Consider the following 19,440-nt stretch of genomic DNA (forward strand, 5'->3'; position numbering starts at 1 on the left):
ATTTCATGTAGATTTTCTTCATGTTCTTCTTTTACCTTATTTTTTCCATTCTCCGTATTATTTGCTGGTATTATTGCTTCCTCCACATTTATATCATTAGAATTTTTATCTTCCAAGTTTTTCTTTGCTGGAGAACAACTTGAAGTAAGAAAAATTAGAAGGAGAAATATTACAAAATATTTAGTCTTATTTAACTTCATATAATCATCTCCTGAGGGTTGCTAATTAGTTAATTTGGTATATAGGAACTTCCTTTTATTGTAGTATAATTCTTTAGTAATTGAAATATCTAAAATCAAACTTCATAAGTCTATACCCTCAAAATTTCACCACTCCTATGCAATTTTATAGTCTAAAAGCATGAGTCTTGTGAATATAGCATTTTTTATTAGGCAAGCTATGATAAGTCAACTGCAACATTACAAATAAAAACATTAAGGCGCAACCACAAGAACCGTCCCTGTGGTTTACTTCCTGTGGTTTACTTTTTAAATAAGATGGATTTATAATAATAAGGGTCGACATTGTCGACCCTTAATTACTTCTTAAATATATGAATAGGCTTATCTACAGCTCCATGGGCGGCCTCCATCACAATCTCCGATAGGGTTGGATGGGGATGAATGGCCTTAGCCAATTCATGGACCGTCCCCTCCAGCTCCATGGTGGTGACAGCCTCGGCAATCATATCGGTGGCATGGGCTGCCAAAATATGAATACCCAACACTTCACCATATTTTTTATCAGCCACTATTTTTACAAAGCCATCACTTTCTCCTTCTGCTAGGGCCTTGCCATTGGCTGCTACTGGGAAGGTGCTGGTTAAAATCTCATGGCCCCTTTCTAGGGCCTCCTCCTCTGTTAAGCCAGCTGTTCCCACCTCGGGGAAGCCATAAATACAGGAGGGTACCTTGTTGTAATTGATACTGGCCTCCTTACCCATGATATTTTCCACTGCTACAATTCCTTCTGCAGAAGCCACATGGGCAAGATTATACTTTCCATTTACATCTCCAATTGCATATACTCCTTTAACATTGGTCTCCATTTTTTCATTGGTGACAATTCCCTTTTTATCCATCTCTAAGGCTAAATGCTGTAGCTCCTCAACATTTGCTCGATTTCCTAGGCTAAGTAGGATTCTATCACCCTCAAGAACCATTTCCTTTCCATTACTTTCAATAGCAACTTGATTCTTATTAATGGATTTGATGCTAGAATTGAAATGGAATTTAATTCCCTTCCTCTTCATGATTCTTGCCATATTCTCTCGAATATCCTTATCGATACTTCCCAATATTCCTGCCGAACGTTGTACGATGCTTACCTCCACACCGAGGGTATTAAAGAGGATGGCAAATTCAGTACTGATTACTCCACCACCTAGTATTACCAGCTTCTTAGGCAGTTCCTCAAGCTCTAATATTTCTTTACTGGTAACTACCATCCCCTCTTCAAAGGCTTCCTTTAGGCCTTTAATATCTGGGAAGAAGGGGGTTGCACCGGTGGCAATGATTAAATTCTTGGTTTTTAGGGTTTCTCCATGAACCTCTAGGGTCTCTTTATCAATAACCCTTCCCTTACCCTGATACAGATCCACTCCGTTACTCTTTAGCAGATTTTTAACACCGCCGGTAAGCTGCTTCACTACCTTATCCTTTCGCTGAAGCATTTGAGGCCAGTTAATGGTAACCATACTTTTGTCCTTTAGTTCAATACCAAACTTTTCAGACTCCAGCATATCCTCATAAATTTTGGCACTCTTCAAAAGGGCCTTGGTGGGGATACAACCCCAATTGAGGCATACCCCACCAACCTCTCCCTTTTCAATTAATGCAGTTTTAGCCCCCATTTGGGCTCCTTTAATAGCTGCCACATATCCACCTGGACCTCCGCCCAGCACTACTATATCATAATCCTTCATAGTATCATCCTCCTCAGCTGAGTATCAAAAGCATGGGATTGCTGAGATATTCTCTAAATCGATTCATAAATCTTCCTGCATCTCCGCCATCAATCACACGATGATCAATGCATAGGGTTATAGACATCATATCCCTTATGGTAATCTCTCCATCCTTCACCACGGGTTTCTTGGTTATTTTGCCAACCCCTAAGATGGCCACCTCTGGATGCTTAATAACAGGGATTCCTCCACCAGCTCCAACGGCTCCATAGTTGGTGATGGTAAAGGTGCCTCCTTGAAGATCCTCTAAGGTTAGAGATTTATTTCGAGCTGCCTCTGCCAAGGTTTCTACCTCTGTTGCAATTTGGAAGATTCCCTTCTTATCGGTATCCTTTATTACTGGAACAATCAAGCCATCGGCAGTATCGGTGGCTATTCCGATATTATAGTATTTCTTTAGTACCATCTCTTCCCTTTCCTCATCATAGCTTCCATTTAAAACAGGGTGCTCCTTTAGGGTAAGGGTTAGAGCCTTGATGATAAAGGGCATGTAGGTTAATTTTACACCTTCAGCCCCAGCTGCCTCCTTAGCCTCTTGTCTAAAGAGAACTAGATCTGAAACATCTATTTCATCCATGGCAGTGGCATGAGGAATGGTAGATTTCGATAGAACCATGTTTTTAGCAATGGTCTTCCTAAGCATAGAAAGGGGGACACGTTCCTCTGGTCTACTGGTTTTTGACTTTGGTTCCCTAGGTGCCGAAGCTTCTGCGTTATCATCAGTCTTTCCAGTGTTTTCATCGGACTTCCCTTCTTCCTTAGCACGATAAATATCTTCCTTCATAACTCTACCAGCTGGTCCCCTACCTTTAATCTTATGAATATCAATTCCTAAATCCTTAGCCAGCTTCCTTGCCACAGGGGTTGCTAAAACCTTTCTGGTCTCCTCCTCCCCTTTATTCTGGTGATTCTCCTTGCTTTCTTCAATAATTTCAGAGGAAACCATGAGCTCTCCTACAACACCAGCACTTTTCTCTTCCCCTTCGTTTACTGCTTCCTTGTGGGCTTCAGTCTCTTTCTCTTTCGAGGCCTTTGGTGCTTCAGCCCCTTTCTCCGCTGAGGCCTCTTGAGGTTTTGATTCTCCACTGCCGTCATCTATTTTAACAACAACCTCACCCACGTGGATAATGTCCCCTTCCTCAGCCATTAGCTCAACAATCTCACCCTTGGCAGGGGAGGGAATTTCAGCATTAACCTTATCGGTTTCAACAAGAAATAAAGAATCTCCATCCTTTACCTTGTCACCCACCTTAACCATCCATTTTAGGATTTTTCCTTCGTGGATTCCTTCTCCTATATCTGCAAACTTAAAGTCTATCAATTCCATTCACCTCCCTAAAATTTAACTACCTCTTTAACCTTAGCTACTATCCGGGCTGAATCAATCATATGATGATGCTCTCCCCTTGGTAGGGGTACAGTAATATCAAAGCCTGTGATTCTGGTAGGAGGTGCTTCAAGATAAAGGAAGGCTCCTTCATTTACGATGGATATTAGCTCAGCTGAAACGCTGAAGGACTTTACTGCTTCGTGAACAGCAACAAATCTTCCGGTCTTTTTCACTGAATTGATGATTGTATCCTTATCTATAGGGGATATGGTCCTTAGGTCTATAACCTCAACGGATATACCCTCCTTTTCCAGTTCCTTAACAGCCTCGTTCACTTGAGGCATTAGAGCTCCATAGGAGACCACCGTAACATCCTTCCCTTCTTTAACAATCTTTGCCTTGCCAATTGGAATGGTGTAATCTTCTTCGGGTACCTCCTGCTTAAAGGCCCTATAAATCCGCTTAGGCTCTAGGAATAGTACAGGATCTGGATCCCTTATGGCAGCCAACAGCAATCCCTTAGTGTCATAGGGAGTAGAAGGAATTACAACCTTCAATCCTGGGATATGGGCAAACATGGCTTCAATACTCTCGGAATGGTGCTCTAGGGCCCTTATTCCTCCACCATAGGGGGCACGGATAACCATTGGTAAATGATATTTACCCCTGCTACGATTCCGCATTCTGGCTGCATGGCCGATAATCTGGTTAACAGCCGGTAAAATAAATCCGGAAAACTGAATTTCTACAATGGGCTTAAGACCATTAATGGCCATCCCTATGGCTGTACCCACAATGCCAGCCTCAGCCAGTGGAGAATCAAAGCAACGTTCCTTTCCATATTTTTTTTGCAACCCCACAGTTGCTCTAAATACACCACCTTCATGGCCTACATCCTCACCATAGACTACGATGGTATCATCTCTTTCCATTTCCTGATCCAATGTATGATTAATTGTGTTTAAAATATTCATTAAAGCCATCTATTTTTCCCTCCCTTCAAGATACTGACGATAATCCTCCAGTTGTTGAACTAGATTTGGTGTCATGGTTTCATATTGATAAGCAAATATATCCTCCAATGGGACTTCTTTGGAATTTTCAACCTTCTTAAAGGTGTTATTAACCAATTCCTCGTAGGCTTCTATTTCCTTTTCATCCTGCTCTACACTCCATAGTTCCTTATTAATGAGGAACTTCTTAAATCTAAGGATGGGGTCCTTCTTAGCCCATTCCTCAACCTCTTCATCCTCTCTATAGATAGTTGGATCATCGGAGGTGGTGTGGGGGCCTAAACGATAGGTGACTGCCTCTATCAATGTGGGTCCTTCGCCCCTCCTTGCCCTCTCTACTGCTTCCTTAGCTGCAACATACACTGCAAAAATATCATTGCCATCCACCTGTATACCCGGAATACCATAGGCCACTGCCTTTTCTGCCAAGGTCTTTGTTCTGGTTTGCACATGACGAGGTACGGATATGGCATATTGATTGTTTTGAATGATGACTACAAGGGGAGCATCGAATACTGCTGCAAAATTCATTCCCTCATGGAACTCTCCATGGGAGGTTCCTCCATCACCAACATAGGCCATTGTAACAGCATCCTCTTTTTTATACCTACTGGCCATTGCCAACCCGGCTGCATGATTAATCTGAGAAGCTATTGGTACTGCTACTGGAAGCATATTTATATTCTCTGGGAATTTACTTCCCTCTTCATTACCATACCAATATAGGTAAATTTGCTCTAGAGATACTCCCTTATATAACCAAGCTCCAAGCTCTCTAAAGGCTGGAACAAGCCAATCTCTTTCCTCTGTGGCTGCAATTGAACCTAGCTGGGCTGCTTCCTGACCCCGATTTGGTGCATAGGTTAGCATTCTACCTTGCCTTTGATATTGTAGAGCCTTAGTATCTACTACCTTAGTGAGGAGCATCATTTTATATAGCTCCAGCAGTTTTTCATCTTCTAATTGTGGCATTAAATCTTTTTCAATAATGTTTCCCTCTGGATCCATTATGGATAGCATTTTCCCCTCCAATGGCGAAAACTTGTCTATTAGCATTTTATAACCTCCTTTTATTATAGGGTTCTTATCATTTATATTTAATGTATTCACTATTTACCCTAAAAATTTTTATATAAAATTTTTTGTTGTTGATTTAATGTCCTTTTTTTTAAACAAAAAAAGCCACTAGTTTAGTGGCATGAATTATCCCAATGATCTATGTACTCTTATATTACCTTTTTTGTCATTTTTTCAATGTTTATTTTCTTATATGCATCTTTGATGAATTCTTCGGGAGTTTTGTACACATCGATATCATATTCCGAAAGTCCTATGCTTATGATTCTTACATAAAGGGGAATCTTAGGGCTTATTAGATTTAATAATTGCTTATCGATTCTTCTGCAAATATTGCCAGCATCTATAATGTTAACAGAAGGAAATAAAATTGCAATTTCTTTCTTACCATATACAAATATATAATCTGTTCTTCTTACATTTTTTCTAATGACTTCATGAACAGTGTCTAATAAGTTGATTCTTTGAAAATCATCTAATGAATGATTAACTATAAGGTTGTCTATATCGATAAAGCACATAGCCAATGGTTCTTTAGTTTTTATTAGATTAAAGACTCCTCTATTAAGTTTAATAAAGCCAGTATCTTTATCATATACCTCCAATAGATCCCTATAATAAGTAGACTGATTCATACTTTCTTTTAAGGCCAGTAAATTCTTTTCTTTTTCATTAAGAACCAGTGTCAATTCTCTATCTTTATAATTACTGGAACAGTAGCTCATATCGATACACCTCCCATAAAACAGCATGATTTCCAATATTTTTTGTTATATTATATTTTAATACGTAAGCGGCTTTTATTTTAGGGATACTAAAATAAAAAAAGTATAAAAAATCTACAATATATGATACCCTTTGTTCTTAAGTTTCAGGATAAAGTTAAAATAGGTTGGAGGAAATGCCCCCAACCATTTTAGATTGAAATAAAGGTTTTATGTTATGCCATTTTTCTAAACTTCCATCAAAGATTTTAATTCCTTCAAGAAACCATCTACTGCCTCTTCCTTAGTTGCCCAGGAGGTTACAAGTCTTATGGAGGACATATTGTCTCCTTCCTTACTCCACACATAGAATAAAAATTTCTGATTTAGTTTATCAATGATATTATCCGGGAGAATAGGGAATATTTGATTGGACTCAGGATTAGTTAAAAAGCTAAATCCCATTTCCACTATTCCCTCAGCCAGCTTAGCTGCCATTGTATTTGCATGACTTGCCAATCGAAGATATAGATCATCCTTAAATAATTCAAGAAATTGAATTCCCAATAATCTACCCTTTGAAAGGAGGGCTCCCCTCTGTTTTAGGTAGTACCTAAAATCTGCCTTTAAGGATTCATTGCTAATTACAATAGCCTCTCCCAAAAGGCCTCCATTTTTAGTTCCTCCTATATAGAATGCATCCACAAGCCTTGATAAATCAGAAAGGCTTAAGTCGTTATCAGGAGCAGTTAGACCAGAGCCTAGTCGAGCACCATCTAAAAACAACAGGAGATTATTTTCTTTACAATAGGAATACAACTCCTCAAGCTCTCTTTTTTTATACACCGTCCCAACCTCTGTAGTATTAGAAATGTATACCGTCCTTGGCTTTACCATGTGCTCATCTACATGCTGCTCTAATATGTATTTAACATCCTCTGGTCGTAGTTTTCCATCCTTAGTATCGATGGTGTTTATTTTGTGTCCGGTGGCTTCAATTGCTCCGGTTTCATGGGTATTAACATGACCTGAGTTAGCTGATATTACTGACTCATAAGGTTTTAAAATAGATGAAATTACGATTAAATTAGCCTGAGTACCTCCTGATACAAAGTGAATATTAGCCTCGGGATTATTTAGTTTATCCCTTAAGATCTCAATTGCTTTACAGGAGTATTCATCTAAGCCATAACCCTCCTGCTGAACTAGGTTGGTTTCCATTAAGGCCTTTAATATATTGGGATGGGCTCCCTCACTATAATCATTTTTAAAGCTATAAATAGTAGCTTCATTTTGTCTCCCAAGTGTTTCTGCCATTTTGTACAACTCCCTTTCCTTCTTTTATGTTTCCATATACATCCTTATAGCTATATTTATTATTCTTCTTTTAACTCCTTCTACCTCTATTTTTGTATTAAATTTCAATGAGTTATTATATACTGTTTTATTCATTTTGTATTTTAATGTATTAGTAATCTCAGAAGACATGAAGTCATCCAAAATTTTATCCGACAGATTTATTCTTAAGGTTTTTGCATAGAATTTTAATAGTACCCTTTGGGCTCTTATTGGAATTGGTTCATTACTTAGTTTTATTCTAAAGCTTCTAATTAAATCAATATTATATTTAAATTCATAGATACTCATTTATTTCCCCCCATTTCTTTCTTTATACCTATATATATATACGAAAATAGTTAAGCTTTTAATGGGTTGTATATTTAGTAGTTTTTGGTATTTGAAGCAACTCCTCAGTACCGCAATTGTATTTATTATATTTCATGGAAATTAATGATTTGTATAAACTAAGGATTATGTTTATAATGTATGTAATTGAAGATGACTGATAAGATTCATATACATTATAGAATGAGGAGGAAGCCTATGTTTGAAAATGTTTATAATGATTTATTAAATGATGTAACCAACGGAAAGGACTCGGTCCTAATAACAACCCTACAACCCATAGATGAAAGAAAAGGCACTATATTAGAGAAGCGTCTATTACATAGATATAGTTTAGAAAATGAAGATTCCGAAAAAATAAAAGAAAAAATCCATCACACCTTTGAAACCGGCAAACCAAACCTTGTTTCAAGTAATGATCATCTTCTTTTAATTGAGGCCTATACTCCAAAACCACGTCTAATCATATTGGGAGGTGGCCATATAGCCAAGCCCTTATGTGAGTTCGCCTCAAAGGTTGGTTTTTCAGTTGTGGTTGCAGATGATAGACCTACCTTTGCCAATACCAATAGATTTCCCGAAGCCAGTGAAGTCCTTTGTCAGAGTTTTGAAAGGATCTTTGATTTATTAAATCCAAGGGATTCAGACTTTATCGTTATTGTCACCAGAGGCCACCGACATGATGGGATTTGTCTACGGAAGGCCCTCAGCTATACTCCTGCCTATATAGGGATGATTGGATCGAAACGTCGAGTTAAGGCAATGAAGGAACAATTAGTAACGGAAGGATATTCAAAGGACAGAATCGAAGGAATTAACTCTCCTATTGGACTGGAGATTGGAGCAGTTACACCAGAAGAGATTGCCATTTCTATTATAGCCCAATGTATTGGATTTAGAAGAGGGGCCATTACTAAGGAATCAGGTAAAAGCAAATCCTATTCACCCGAATTTGACAATGAGGTAATATGGGAAATGGCCAAGAAAAGTGAGATTCCCAGAGCCCTCATTACTATTATCTCTTCTAAGGGTTCAGTACCAAGAAAGGCTGGAGCAAAAATGATTTCCTGGCTGGATGGAAGAGTTTTAGGGAGTATAGGTGGTGGCTGTAGTGAAGCCGGCATCCTCTCTTCCGCAAGAGATGTTATATTAACTAAAGGTTACAAGATTGAACAGGTAGATTTAACCGGGGATGTGGCAGAAGAAGAAGGAATGGTTTGTGGTGGACTTTTGGAGGTTCTGATAGAAGCTTTTTAGAATTATATAAAAAAACAGAAGAAATGGTGGTATAGACATTACTTCTGTTTTTCTATTCTGATCATGAATTATGAAATCAGCTTCATTAAGGCCAATATAAACTACTCTAGGTAGTAAATTTGATGGATAGGGTATAGGCGATTCTTATCAGTTAATTGGTTTTTATGACCTTGAATCCATAATTAAGCATTTCAATAACTTCTTGATCTCTAAGAGCTTTACTAGGCTCTCCTAAAACCACTGCCATCAATCTGACATCATTCCTAACAGCAGATGCCACTAAGCAAAAGCCTGCTTTGGGAGTGTGTCCGGTTTTCAATCCATCTATTTCTGGTAGAATCCCTATGAGCTTATTGGTATTTGTAAGCTTTTTCATCTGGTTTCCCTGCTTTATATAGGCCTCCTTCAGAGATGTACATTCCAAAATTTCTTCTCTTTTTATTGCATTCATGGCCATCTTCATAACGTCTAAGGCTGTTGAATAATGATGATCTTCAAACAACCCATGGGAATTCTCAAATTTGGAATTTTTTAGGCCTAAGGCCTTTGCCTTGTTGTTCATTTTCTCTGCAAAGCTACCCATTGTTCCAGAATAACCCTCAGCTAAAGCTACTGCTGCATCATTGGCAGATGCAATAAGCATTCCTTTAACTAAATCTTCAACCGTTATGGTTTCACCATATTTTAGACTCAACTTTGAACCCCCAGTTGAAGCTGCATTTTTGCTAACTTGAACCTTATCAGACCATTTTATATCACCAGCATCTATACCATCCAGCAGGGTAAGAATAGCCATTAGCTTAGTAATACTGGCGATGGGTAACCTTTTATTCATATTTTTTCTAAAAATGATTCTATTAGGATTAATCTGTACCAGAAGGGCAGCCTTTGCATTAGTGGCTAGATTCCTTTTCCTCATTTTATCCCCTCCTTAGAATGAGCAATGATATATTACTACCTACTGGAGTAATTCCCCTTGATAAATTCTACGGTCTTATACATTTCCATAAGCTTAGAGCCCTTTACAAGGATACAGGTATTGGGTTTTACCACTCTTTTAATATATCTGTGGATTTTATCTTGGTCTTTGAAACTAAAAATATTTTTAGGGTTAAACCCAGCTTCCATTGCACCCTGTCTAATCCACTGGGCTTCATCTCCATAGGTAAATATTTTGTTTATCTGTTTGTCAGCCAAATACTTCCCTACCTCCCTATGGCCTTCAGCTGTAAACTCCCCTAGCTCCAACATACTTCCAATAATGGCTATCCTTTTTTTATCTTTACCTAGGTTAACCAGCACATCAATGGCAGCTTTAGTGGCTTCTGGATTGGCACTATAACTATCATCGATAATCATTAATCCATTAGGCAGCCTATGAATCATCAGCCTACGACTAGGTAGACAGTAATTTTTTAATCCCAATCTCATTTCAGAGGGAGTAAATCCTAGGTTATGGGAAATTCCTATGGCGAATAGAGCATTAACTACGTTATGGTAACCAAAGGTGGGTATTAAGAAATCCTCTAGATCACCATTTAAATTCACCATAAACCTCATTCCCTTTTTTGAATATTTTACATTTATCCCTCTAAAATCTGATGGAGTATTGATCCCTACTGTATATATCCTACCTTTGAAATCCTGTGTCTTAAGTAGCTTTGAGTTTTCATCATCATTGTTTATATATAAACTCCCATCGGCCTTCATATATTGGATAAGCTCCGATTTCTTTTCTGCAGTAAGCTTTATATCATTTCCAAACACACCAAAGTGGGCAGAACCTATGTTGGTTATCACACTTATATTGGGTTGAATAAAGCTACAATGCATTTTGCCAGTATTACCTTCACCCATTCCATATTCCAATACAATAGCCTGATGGTGAGGTTTGATCATTTTTGCATGGCTTTTAGTGCTCTTAGCAAAATTCCGATTTCCTTCCGACTTAAATATCTTCCATTTAGTTGATAAAATTGAAGCGATCATTTCCTTTGTTGTTGTTTTACCGGCACTACCGGTAATAGCAATGGTGGGTACCTTTGGCTTGATCTGTTTCATAAAAGACTCCCTTCTTTTATAACTATATAAGTTGACTGATTTAACTCTTCTTCAATACAAGTTATGAAATATAAATCATGTTGTGAATCATAGACAAACAAAAACTACATAAATTCTCAATGGGTACATCAATTAAGATAGTGCATAGTATATACCAAATAAAAAATATAGGAGTGAAATAAATGGAGCTTCTCTGGTTAAGGTCATTAAAAGAAGATTTCATAGCCATGAACCCAAGTTTATATAAAAAGTTTTCTAATCCAAAGAAAATCACTCTACATTTCGGTCAATTGAAAATGGAGTTAAAGGCCGTTGTTAGAAAAACCCTCGCCTACGATACAATAGGCTTGTCCCACAAACTTCATAGTAAGTTTTTGATTCCCAAAGATGTTCCTTATGAAATCTATAATGATGATGGGGATGTTTATATTGGGCCATTGATTGCTTATATCTCATTATCAAAATATAAGCAGCTACTCAACCAAAAATATGTTAAGAGTCTACCTAGTTTTTTAGATTATAATTCGGTTAAAGGGGTTATAGTCATTTGTGCAGAGGACTCGATAAATCTAAAATCTGGCACCATAGAAGGATATTATTTAAGTAAAGGTCAGAAGAAGTGGAAGGAAGGTATCTTTCCCCTTCCAGATGCCATCTTCAACCATTCATTAATGAATCAAAATAGGATTTCTTCTTTACAGAAAAAAATAGGGGATAAAGTTTTCAATTCCTATCGATTAAATCTTAATAAGTGGGAAACCTGGCAGCTTTTATCAACAAACTCGAAAATAGCACCACACTTACCCTACACCGAAAAATATACCAATATAGCGAAGGTTAAGGGCTTATTAGAAAAATATCATTCCTTGTATCTTAAGCCAGCCTCTCGTGCCCGAGGAATAGGACAAATGAAGCTAGATAAAGAAAGACGAGGAATATCCCTTGTTGATTTTGAAAAGAACAAGCTTTTCTTCAAGGATTACCAAGATCTCTCAAAATTCCTTGATAGAAAGATATCTACAAATTATATAGTTCAACAGGCTGTTCATTATAAGGCGAAAAACCGCCATGTAGATTTTAGGCTGGTTCTACAAAAGAACAGTGATAGGAAGTGGGGATTAACAGGATTGGTAGCTAGAATTGCCAAGGAAGGTAGCATCATTACCAATGCACAGGGAAGAGATCAATCAATCCTTGGAAAAAAAGCATTAAAATCCATATTTGGTTTGAGTGACGAAAAGGCTAAAAGTATTATTTCACAAATGACTGATATTGTTATAGAGGCTGTAAATATGTATGAGAAAAATGGTTATCACTTGGGCGACTTAGCTGCTGATATTGCTTTGGATCCCAATCTTCATATATGGCTTTTAGAATTACAGCTTAATTACGGAGTTAATGCCAGAACCACTGAAGGGTTAACAGAGTTTTTTCAAAGAGTTGTATCCACACCCTTTAAATATGCCAAAGCCTTATCAGGATTTACCTCTAAAAACACAGAAGACTAGCTACATTTTAAATTTGTTTTTACTATAGAGTCCATTTCTCTGTATTAAAATATGGGTTTTTTAACAACCAAAACCCCCTTTACAGGGGTTTTGCTGCTTTAGATTTCTTTTACGGTGGTGTCCACTTTTCCATTGGTGAGCATAGTATACTATTGAAAAAAGATAAGTTTTGAAAGGGGATACCTTATGATTTCAAGTCACATGAATTTAACACCCAAGATGACATTATCAGATATTTTTGGTAAGGACCTCATTTTAAATCCTAGAGGATCTTTTTCAGATTATGGATGGCTTCCTAAAAATCCTGCTAAAATAGATTTTCTTACAGGAGCTCCCCTTACGATTGCTGGTGAAATGCCCATCATCTGTAGCTCCACTGTCGCTACTGAAGATATATTAAACTTGTTGAGGGAATCGAGACTAGATGTAGCTACCCTTAGACTGGTTTATCATAAAAAAGAAGATTATTATGACATATTAAATCTGTTTAATGCCCAAGAAAAGAAGCTGGTGATAAACCATCCTCATCCAAACTCAGAAATTCATCACCAGACCTACTGGATTGATCCGAAGCTATTAGGATTTTTAAACAACAAAGCCCAGTTAAAGGAACTGGTTCCAAAGGAGTATATACCTGCAAGGCTTACCATTCATCCAAACAAAATTGCAGAATCCATTAAAGAGTTTAATAGCTGGCCTATTATCATAAAGGCTGCCTCTGATGAACCCAATGGAGGTGGCTATGATGTAATGATTTGTAATTCAAAAGAAGAAATAGATGATGCCTATCAATACTTCAGTACCTGCCATACTGTAGTGGTTGAAGAGTATATTGATATTGAAAAAAGCTATAATATTCAATTTGCCAGAACTATTAAAGAAGATATCGTATATTTAGGAGTTTCTGAGCAAATTACCACACCCTCCGGCATTTATATAGGCAATTGGCTAGAAAAAAATCTTCATCCATCTGAAGAAATAATTAAGCTAGGATATGCCATAATGAAAAAAGCCAGTTCACTAGGTTTTATTGGTATATGTGGATTTGATATCGTTGTTGCTAAAGATAATAGGATATATGCTATAGACCTTAATTTCCGTTTAAATGGTTCTACTGCTGCAGTCCTTCTTCAGGATAGCATCTATAAATCCTACGACTCTTCAGCGATATTATTTCAAAACTGGGACTCAAAGTACAATTGGAACAAGTTTTTTCCAAGTTGTAGAAAGGCTATGAAGGAATTAAATTTTATACCCCTAGCCTTTAATAAGCCAATAGCCCCCTATTATTCAGATCTTCGCTGCTATGTTTCAGGGATTTTATTGGCACCTCTAGGGAGGAAATATTAAAAAATGAATCTAAATTTAATGAAATGATTAATGAAGGTGAAGAATGATGAAATCTTCTTTATTTGGAGGAGTAAATAAAAAAAATCCTAAGGAAAAAGATAGCTTTTAAAAAATAAGAATTCAAGCTATTTAAAAACAAACCGTCGTTATTTAATATTCACAGATTTTATAACGACGGTTTTCCATATTAGGATTCTATTTTAGAAGCCTCAAACTCAGCTAGGGCCTTCGCATATTTTCCTATAGAAAAGTTGCCTGACTTAGCATAATAAAAGGTGTATTGTATACAAACTATTGGTTTGAACCTTTACTAAGCATCGTTACTGCCTTTAAAATTTCACCGGATTTAATAATTTCATAGGACCTTTGGATATCAATTGATAAATTCCGATCTCTATCAAGAAAGGGTATTTCATTTCGAATAACCTCATAGGCAGCTTTTGTACCTCGGCCTAGTCTATCAGCCCTGCGAAGGTCTATAGCTTGAACTGCATGTAGGGCTTCGATTCCAAGGATGTATCTAATATTGTCCACAATTTTAGCTGTCTTCTGTACAATAATCGTTCCATTACTGGCATGATCTTCAATGTCGCCAGCTAAAGAAAAATAATCTGCGGTAACGGGATTCGATAGATGACGATTTTCTGTATCTAAGGAAGTAAAGGTTTTTTGAATGGTACCAAAGGCTATTACAGACGTATCAGCAGGTGTTAAGAATCTAGATAATCCTGTAAAATAAGGGTTGCTAAGCTTAATAGTTCTATAACAGCTATTTTTAGACAAATGACTAAGGGCTAATCCCAACATTTCAAAGCCCAAGGCTAGGGTTGTAATTTCATAATTAGAGCAGGGTATCATACGCTTTTCTTCCAATAGCATACATGGATTATCCTCAGAGGTATTCAATTGAAGCAGTAAATACTCCTTTACAAACTCTAATGCATCTCTAACGGAGCCGTGTACCTGGCATGAGCCCCTAAAGCATAGAGGGTCCTGTAGTGCTTCTGTAACATTGGGTAACCAAAGATAGCTTCCCTCTAAATAACTTCTGACCTTTTTGGCAGAATGGCATTGCCCTCTTTGGGGTCTTACTTTATAGGCAGATTCATCTAGTGGGCTAACATTCCCCTTAAACCCCTCCATAGATAGAGCATAGATAATGTCAGCAATGTCAATCAAATCCTCTATATCCTGAACCAATAGGGCTCCAGTTCCTGTAACTAAGGCATTGGAGCTTACAATAGCTAGGCCGTCCTTAGGCCCTAGTACTATTGGTTTTAGACCAGCTTCCTTAAAGGCATCCTCTGCCTTCATCCGAGCTCCCCTATAATTCACCTCTCCTTCCCCCATTATAGCAAGGCCTATATGGGAAAGGCATGTAATATCTCCTTGACCTACGGAGCCACGTTCAGGTATTACAGGAAGTATATTTTGGTTTAGCATTTCCTTATATAAAACTACAATTTCTGGCTGAATTCCAGTACAACCAACTAAGAAAGTGCTTAGGCGGGCCAATAGAGTAGCTCGCACCACCTCTTCTGTTGCCTCGGGCTTCACACCAACACAATGGGCGTAGATTAAATTTTTGTTATATTCCTCATAATACTTTGCTACAACCTTTCTGTCCTTATTCCAGCCTACTCCGCGATTGAAGCCATAGACGGGTATATCGCTATCCATAAACTCGTAAACGAGCCGTCTCCCTGCCTCAATTCTTTCCATAGCTTCATCAGAAATTTCTACAGCCACCTTATCCCTTGCAATTCTCACAAAATCCTTGAGTGTTAGAGAATCACCCTTTAATACCACTCTTTCTGCCATCCTAATTACCTCCTCTATACAGGCTTTTAACTTTCTTAGGCTTGTTTTGCCTTTTTATTAAGGGCCTCAATAATCTTTTCTGGTGTTGCAGGTAGAGAGGATATATTAATATCTAATGCCCAATTAATGGCATTAATAATAGCCGGTGCAATTGCAACTGTTGCAAGTTCACCAATGCTTTTGGCACCAAAGGGCCCATATTCTTCACCTTCCTCTACAAGGATTACCTTTACCTTTGGCATGTCGGGTGCATTTATTACATGATATTTACTAAAATTCGCTGTAGTTACCCTGCCCTTCGCATCTAATTTGATTTCCTCCGATAAAGCAAAGCCTATACCCATCTGTATTGCCCCATGCACCTGTCCTTCTACAAAACCAGGGTTTATAGCCCTTCCAATATCCGATACAGATAACACATCTAAGATCTTTACCATACCTGTTAATTTATCTATCATTACTTCAACAAAGTTTACGGTATATACTCCAGGATTTGCCTTTGATTCATAGGTATTCGTGACACTGATTTCTCTTTTAAACTGGTATCTCACCTTTGATAATAAATCACTTAAGGATATTCTATCACTGGGTTTTTCTGAATTGGTAATGACTCCCTCCAGCATTTCTATAGCATCCTCTGTACACTCTAAAATCGCTGCACTATATTTGTAGATTTTTTCCTTTAATAGGTTTGCTGTTTCTTGTGCACAACCACCACATACAAAGGTTACCCTACTGGCTTGGGTTCCTGCCGAGTCATAGGGACTATAGAAGGTGTCGGCTTCAGGAATTATTATATTATCGGGATGAATCTTTAAGACCTCCCCTACGATTTGCTTCATGGTGGTAATTGTTCCACAGCCTAAGTCATGGAGGCCTGATAGCATTAAAATTTTCCCATCTTCTAATACCTTAAGGGTCATCATCATATAATCTGGATGAGCTCCATAATACCCGTTTCCATGTACTCCGCAGGCCACTCCAACACCTGTTACAAATCTACCCTCCTGCCCCCTATTATTGAATTTTTCTTCCCAATTGAAGGCTTTTTTTCCCTTTTCAAGACAATCAATAACCCTGCCATTCCCTAAATCGGGGCCATTCAAGGGGTCCTTATCATAGGGATGAACTAGATTTTTCAGTCGTAGCTCAACAGGATCCATACCTATGGCCCTTGCTGCATTGTCAATATTAATTTCTGTAATAGCGTGGATTTGAGGTGACCCATATCCCCTACAGGCACCACCTATTGGTGTATTGGAATAAACCGTGGTACTCTTATACCTTTGATTCTTGATTCTATAGAGTCTAAAGGCTTTTTTACCCATTGCCAAAGCAACAGCATCGCCATTGGTATGATAGGCACCACCATCAACTAATACATCTATATCTCTACCAACAATCATGCCTTCCTTATCTACTGCTATCCTAACCCGCCCTTTGGTAGCATTTCTAGTTCTAGTTCCAATAATTGCTTGAGCTCTACTGACTTCAAGCCTAACGGGGGCTCCAGTATTTAGAGATAAGTAGGCACATATAGGTTCTAATATTGGTTGACCCTTTCCTCCGAAGGAGCCTCCCATAGCTGTTTTTATCACTCTTATTTTACTGGTGGGTATGCCTAAAGCTTCAGATACAATCAATTGAACTTGGAAGGCTACCTGACAGGGAGACCATAGGGTAATGGTTCCATCAGGGGTGGAATCCGCTACACATGCATGGGTTTCCATTGCAGCATGATGTACCTTTTGGGTTTCAATAGTATCCTCAACAATAGTCAAATCTTTCTTTAATGCTTCATCAACCCTACCATTTTCCATTTCCCTCTTAGACATGATATTACCCCAGGGATGAATTTTAATGTTTTCTTCTACCAAGGCCCCTTCTGCATCAATGAAGGGTAATTCCTCGTAATCTACCTTAATTAAGGTTAGGGCTTCCTCTGCAATTTCCTTACTAGTGGCTACAACAGCAGCAATCCTATCTCCCATAAATCGGACCCTGTTAGTAAAAAGAACCTCATCCTTTACTGTATCCATGGCCTTATACCACATATAAGAATTGTATTTTTTATCTACAGAATTTTTGTAGGTAAAGACCTTTATAACACCTTGGAGGGCTTCTGCTTTAGAGGTATCAATTTCTTTAATAATACCATGGGATATTGAACTTAAGAGCAATTTTCCGTACAGCATGTTATGAAGCATCATATCTCCCACATATCGAAGCTGTCCAGTTACCTTTTCCCTTACATCATGAATTGGAAGGGTTTTGCCAATATATTTTAAATCATCTTTCATTAATATCCCCCTTCCTTAATTCCATCCATTAATAAATTTAATGTGTTTTCTGCTAACCCCATTATAGCTTCCCTTTTATATGGAAAGGAAGCCCTCCCAGCTATGGAGGCTTCAACCTCCTTTAATAATACTGGTTTTATTACATCAATAACTGGATAAGTGAATTTTTTACCTTTAATAGAATTAGCCACAGCATCTGATATAAATGGTTTAGGCCCCAATGCCCCGAAAGCAACCTTTGGGCATTCAATTGCAGCATCTGCTTTATTATAGCTTAGTACAATGGCCATATTAAGCTTTGATATCGTAACAGCAGTTCTACTTCCAATTTTACTAAAGGCTGAATATCCACCCTCTAGGGTAGGGATTCTTATCTCAATAATTACTTCCTTTTCATCAAGGTTATTTTCCTCTCTACCAATAATAACATCATCAATAGGCTTTTCATGAATTTCGCCCCAGATATTGATGGTTTTAACTCTTGCTCCTAAAGCCATTAAGGAAGTTATAGAATCTGCACAGGGGGCAGCATTAGCAATGTTTCCTCCAATAGTTGCTATATTCCTTATTTGCTTGGATCCAACATTGCCAGCCGATTGACCTAGGCAGCGGGCATACCTATTTACTATTGGACTTTCTGCTATTTGTGTAAAGGTGGTCATAGCTCCTATAGCTATGGCTTCATCCTCCTTCCTTATATATACCATTTCATGAATTCTATTTAAGTTGACGATTGTAGTTGGTTTAATTTTATAATTCCTAATTTTTATCATCAAATCAGTACCACCAGCTACGAAACAAGGATTATGAATCTCAGCTAGATGTTCTATTAGTTCCCTTAAGGATTGAGGAGAATAAAATGCCCATTTTTCCATTTCAATTGCCTCCTTCCTTGCTATCAGCCACAGCCCTTACTGCATCAATTATTTTAATATAACCCGTACATCTACAAAGGTTACCTTCAATGGCCTCTTTAATCTCTTCGTTGGATGGATTTGGGTTTTTCATTAATAAAGCTTTACAGGACATTAACATTCCAGGAGTACAATAACCACATTGCACTGCCCCTTTATCAATAAAAGACTGCTGTAATCGATCTAGCTCTCCATCCTTTTCTAAACCTTCTATCGTTATAATTTCCTTTCCTTCAGCCTGATGGGCAAGAACTAGACATGAATTTACAGCAAGACCATCTAATATTATTGTACATCCTCCGCACTCACCTTCTCCACAGCCCTCCTTGGCACCGGTTAAAGATAATTTCTCCCTTAGTACATCCAATAATCTTAGCCTTGGATTTACATCTAGTGCATAATTAATACCATTCACCCTCATATTCAAAAGCATCCCATTGCCTCCTTATCTAT

The 19,440-nt window shown here is 37.8% G+C and carries 17 protein-coding genes; 3 read left to right on the forward strand and 14 right to left on the reverse strand.

Annotation, left to right across the window (positions count from 1 at the left end):
- From F8153_RS09310 to F8153_RS09345, 8 genes are all read right to left on the reverse strand, one after another.
- A partial coding sequence (locus F8153_RS09310; RefSeq protein WP_151866090.1) for a hypothetical protein occupies nucleotides 1-200 on the reverse strand: 200 nt, incomplete at its 3' end.
- Nucleotides 201-538: 338 nt separating this feature from the next.
- Nucleotides 539-1,924 (reverse strand): dihydrolipoyl dehydrogenase, encoded by a 1,386-nt coding sequence (gene lpdA / locus F8153_RS09315; RefSeq protein ID WP_151866091.1) that lies wholly within the window; start codon nucleotides 1,922-1,924, stop codon nucleotides 539-541.
- Nucleotides 1,925-1,937: 13 nt separating this feature from the next.
- Complete coding sequence (locus tag F8153_RS09320; RefSeq protein WP_151866092.1) at nucleotides 1,938-3,287, reverse strand: dihydrolipoamide acetyltransferase family protein; 1,350 nt, start codon at nucleotides 3,285-3,287, stop codon at nucleotides 1,938-1,940.
- Nucleotides 3,288-3,301: 14 nt separating this feature from the next.
- Nucleotides 3,302-4,279: an alpha-ketoacid dehydrogenase subunit beta gene (locus F8153_RS09325; RefSeq protein ID WP_151866093.1), complete on the reverse strand. Its 978-nt coding sequence runs from the start codon at nucleotides 4,277-4,279 to the stop codon at nucleotides 3,302-3,304.
- The gene (gene pdhA / locus F8153_RS09330) at nucleotides 4,280-5,365 is read right to left on the reverse strand and encodes a pyruvate dehydrogenase (acetyl-transferring) E1 component subunit alpha (protein ID WP_151866094.1); all 1,086 of its coding nucleotides are present in this window, start codon (nucleotides 5,363-5,365) and stop codon (nucleotides 4,280-4,282) included.
- A gap of 170 nt (nucleotides 5,366-5,535) precedes the next feature.
- Complete coding sequence (locus tag F8153_RS09335) at nucleotides 5,536-6,111, reverse strand: diguanylate cyclase (RefSeq protein ID WP_192929757.1); 576 nt, start codon at nucleotides 6,109-6,111, stop codon at nucleotides 5,536-5,538.
- A 228-nt stretch (nucleotides 6,112-6,339) separates the two neighbouring features.
- On the reverse strand, nucleotides 6,340-7,407 hold the full coding sequence (locus tag F8153_RS09340; RefSeq protein WP_330577773.1) for a threonine aldolase family protein: 1,068 nt from the start codon (nucleotides 7,405-7,407) through the stop codon (nucleotides 6,340-6,342).
- A 24-nt stretch (nucleotides 7,408-7,431) separates the two neighbouring features.
- Entirely contained in the window at nucleotides 7,432-7,737 is a 306-nt protein-coding gene (locus tag F8153_RS09345; RefSeq protein ID WP_151866096.1) for a hypothetical protein, read from the reverse strand.
- 237 nt (nucleotides 7,738-7,974) lie between these two features.
- Here F8153_RS09345 and F8153_RS09350 point away from each other — a divergent pair, with 237 nt between their 5' ends.
- Entirely contained in the window at nucleotides 7,975-9,033 is a 1,059-nt protein-coding gene (locus F8153_RS09350) for an XdhC family protein (RefSeq protein WP_151866097.1), read from the forward strand.
- 151 nt (nucleotides 9,034-9,184) lie between these two features.
- Here F8153_RS09350 and F8153_RS09355 read toward each other — a convergent pair whose 3' ends face one another.
- Together F8153_RS09355 and F8153_RS09360 are read right to left on the reverse strand one after the other, a co-directional pair.
- Nucleotides 9,185-9,952: a D-alanyl-D-alanine carboxypeptidase family protein gene (locus tag F8153_RS09355; protein ID WP_151866098.1), complete on the reverse strand. Its 768-nt coding sequence runs from the start codon at nucleotides 9,950-9,952 to the stop codon at nucleotides 9,185-9,187.
- Between the two features lie 35 nt (nucleotides 9,953-9,987).
- Nucleotides 9,988-11,094, reverse strand: a complete 1,107-nt coding sequence (locus tag F8153_RS09360) for a UDP-N-acetylmuramoyl-tripeptide--D-alanyl-D-alanine ligase (protein WP_151866099.1) — start codon at nucleotides 11,092-11,094, stop codon at nucleotides 9,988-9,990.
- A 182-nt stretch (nucleotides 11,095-11,276) separates the two neighbouring features.
- On the opposite strand from F8153_RS09360, the gene F8153_RS09365 reads away from it, so the two are divergent.
- Both F8153_RS09365 and F8153_RS09370 read left to right on the forward strand, forming a co-directional pair.
- Complete coding sequence (locus F8153_RS09365; RefSeq protein ID WP_151866100.1) at nucleotides 11,277-12,602, forward strand: YheC/YheD family endospore coat-associated protein; 1,326 nt, start codon at nucleotides 11,277-11,279, stop codon at nucleotides 12,600-12,602.
- Nucleotides 12,603-12,803: 201 nt separating this feature from the next.
- Nucleotides 12,804-13,952: an ATP-grasp domain-containing protein gene (locus F8153_RS09370; RefSeq protein WP_192929758.1), complete on the forward strand. Its 1,149-nt coding sequence runs from the start codon at nucleotides 12,804-12,806 to the stop codon at nucleotides 13,950-13,952.
- A gap of 291 nt (nucleotides 13,953-14,243) precedes the next feature.
- On the opposite strand, the gene F8153_RS09375 is transcribed toward F8153_RS09370, so the two are convergent.
- From F8153_RS09375 to F8153_RS09390, 4 genes are read right to left on the reverse strand one after another with little or no spacing between them, the layout of a single operon-like run.
- Nucleotides 14,244-15,773, reverse strand: coding sequence for an HAL/PAL/TAL family ammonia-lyase (locus F8153_RS09375; protein WP_151866102.1), 1,530 nt, complete (start codon nucleotides 15,771-15,773; stop codon nucleotides 14,244-14,246).
- Nucleotides 15,774-15,808: 35 nt separating this feature from the next.
- The gene (locus tag F8153_RS09380; protein ID WP_151866103.1) at nucleotides 15,809-18,073 is read right to left on the reverse strand and encodes a xanthine dehydrogenase family protein molybdopterin-binding subunit; all 2,265 of its coding nucleotides are present in this window, start codon (nucleotides 18,071-18,073) and stop codon (nucleotides 15,809-15,811) included.
- Complete coding sequence (locus F8153_RS09385) at nucleotides 18,073-18,948, reverse strand: FAD binding domain-containing protein (RefSeq protein ID WP_151866104.1); 876 nt, start codon at nucleotides 18,946-18,948, stop codon at nucleotides 18,073-18,075. The genes F8153_RS09380 and F8153_RS09385 overlap by 1 nt, the downstream gene beginning before the upstream one ends.
- Nucleotide 18,949: 1 nt before the next feature.
- On the reverse strand, nucleotides 18,950-19,420 hold the full coding sequence (locus F8153_RS09390) for a (2Fe-2S)-binding protein (RefSeq protein WP_151866105.1): 471 nt from the start codon (nucleotides 19,418-19,420) through the stop codon (nucleotides 18,950-18,952).
- Between the last annotated feature and the right edge of the window lie 20 nt (nucleotides 19,421-19,440).

This window comes from Alkaliphilus serpentinus (genome assembly GCF_009017255.1).
GTDB classification, from domain to species: domain Bacteria; phylum Bacillota; class Clostridia; order Peptostreptococcales; family Natronincolaceae; genus Alkaliphilus_D; species Alkaliphilus_D serpentinus.

What these genes read in the sequence shown, in the direction of transcription:
- lpdA (WP_151866091.1), bottom strand. Translation starts at nt 1,924, where the DNA reads ATGAAGGATTATGATATAGTAGTGCTGGGCGGAGGTCCAGGTGGATAT.
- F8153_RS09325 (WP_151866093.1), bottom strand. Translation starts at nt 4,279, where the DNA reads ATGGCTTTAATGAATATTTTAAACACAATTAATCATACATTGGATCAG.
- pdhA (WP_151866094.1), bottom strand. Translation starts at nt 5,365, where the DNA reads ATGCTAATAGACAAGTTTTCGCCATTGGAGGGGAAAATGCTATCCATA.
- F8153_RS09335 (WP_192929757.1), bottom strand. Translation starts at nt 6,111, where the DNA reads ATGAGCTACTGTTCCAGTAATTATAAAGATAGAGAATTGACACTGGTT.
- F8153_RS09340 (WP_330577773.1), bottom strand. Translation starts at nt 7,407, where the DNA reads ATGGCAGAAACACTTGGGAGACAAAATGAAGCTACTATTTATAGCTTT.
- F8153_RS09345 (WP_151866096.1), bottom strand. Translation starts at nt 7,737, where the DNA reads ATGAGTATCTATGAATTTAAATATAATATTGATTTAATTAGAAGCTTT.
- F8153_RS09350 (WP_151866097.1), top strand. Translation starts at nt 7,975, where the DNA reads ATGTTTGAAAATGTTTATAATGATTTATTAAATGATGTAACCAACGGA.
- F8153_RS09355 (WP_151866098.1), bottom strand. Translation starts at nt 9,952, where the DNA reads ATGAGGAAAAGGAATCTAGCCACTAATGCAAAGGCTGCCCTTCTGGTA.
- F8153_RS09360 (WP_151866099.1), bottom strand. Translation starts at nt 11,094, where the DNA reads ATGAAACAGATCAAGCCAAAGGTACCCACCATTGCTATTACCGGTAGT.
- F8153_RS09365 (WP_151866100.1), top strand. Translation starts at nt 11,277, where the DNA reads ATGGAGCTTCTCTGGTTAAGGTCATTAAAAGAAGATTTCATAGCCATG.
- F8153_RS09370 (WP_192929758.1), top strand. Translation starts at nt 12,804, where the DNA reads ATGAATTTAACACCCAAGATGACATTATCAGATATTTTTGGTAAGGAC.
- F8153_RS09375 (WP_151866102.1), bottom strand. Translation starts at nt 15,773, where the DNA reads ATGGCAGAAAGAGTGGTATTAAAGGGTGATTCTCTAACACTCAAGGAT.
- F8153_RS09380 (WP_151866103.1), bottom strand. Translation starts at nt 18,073, where the DNA reads ATGAAAGATGATTTAAAATATATTGGCAAAACCCTTCCAATTCATGAT.
- F8153_RS09385 (WP_151866104.1), bottom strand. Translation starts at nt 18,948, where the DNA reads ATGGAAAAATGGGCATTTTATTCTCCTCAATCCTTAAGGGAACTAATA.
- F8153_RS09390 (WP_151866105.1), bottom strand. Translation starts at nt 19,420, where the DNA reads ATGCTTTTGAATATGAGGGTGAATGGTATTAATTATGCACTAGATGTA.